The sequence below is a fragment of the Pseudoalteromonas aliena genome (genome assembly GCF_038155085.1).
GTDB classification, from domain to species: Bacteria; Pseudomonadota; Gammaproteobacteria; order Enterobacterales; family Alteromonadaceae; genus Pseudoalteromonas; species Pseudoalteromonas aliena_A.
Genome location: NZ_JBAKAU010000108.1, coordinates 1 through 233, shown reverse-complemented (window position 1 = coordinate 233; position 233 = coordinate 1). Strand labels below are relative to the sequence as shown.

Sequence of the window (233 nt, the reverse complement as noted above, 5' to 3'; positions counted from 1 at the left end):
GTTTTTTCTTGGCGTTGTTATCTACACTGGTTCGCGTTGAGCCCGTTAGTACGTAGTGGCTTAGGTTGTCAAAGCTGGTAACAAAAATGCCACGTGCAGGGAAAAACGGAATCTTATATGTCATTAAACCACAGTAGGTATCAATCCCCTGTTGCAGTTCAATTTTGGTTTTTTCACTTGGGGGGTGTGCTTGCTTGGCATACAGCTTATTTTTGTCGTGCGCTAAAAGCTCG

At 43.8% G+C, this 233-nt stretch carries 1 protein-coding gene; it reads right to left on the bottom strand.

The annotated features are described in order from the left end of the window. Positions 1-233, bottom strand: a 233-nt coding sequence (locus V6260_RS18720; protein ID WP_341595585.1) for a P2 family phage major capsid protein, incomplete at both ends; no start/stop codon positions are given.